Annotated in this window: 2 tRNA genes; both read right to left on the bottom strand. The window is 51.7% G+C overall.

From position 1 onward, the window contains the following. Positions 1-10 precede the first annotated feature (10 nt). Positions 11-86: transfer RNA gene (locus BEB54_RS28395), tRNA-Gly, on the bottom strand. A gap of 157 nt (positions 87-243) precedes the next feature. Next, positions 244-319 (bottom strand) — tRNA-Gly (locus tag BEB54_RS28390).

Below are 319 nucleotides of genomic sequence, written 5' to 3'. Positions count from 1 at the left end.
TTTCAAATTTTGGAGCGGGAAACGAGACTCGAACTCGCGACCCCGACCTTGGCAAGGTCGTGCTCTACCAACTGAGCTATTCCCGCTTAATCTTCGTCTTTCGAACCGCTACTGCCTTGGCTGCCTTCACTCACCTTAGTCACTTACTTTTGTAAGCTCCCAAGGATTCGTTCAGTTGCCGCCTTGTCGCAATTCGAAATACTGCGATTGGGTGGTCTGTGCTTTGCAGCACTTTTCAAATTTTGGAGCGGGAAACGAGACTCGAACTCGCGACCCCGACCTTGGCAAGGTCGTGCTCTACCAACTGAGCTATTCCCGC

Origin of the sequence: Escherichia sp. MOD1-EC6021 (assembly GCF_002965245.1) — a bacterium.
In the GTDB taxonomy this organism is placed as follows: domain Bacteria; phylum Pseudomonadota; class Gammaproteobacteria; order Enterobacterales; family Enterobacteriaceae; genus Escherichia; species Escherichia coli_F.
Note: the sequence above shows the minus strand (reverse complement) of the source record. Positions and strands in the feature narration are given on the sequence as shown.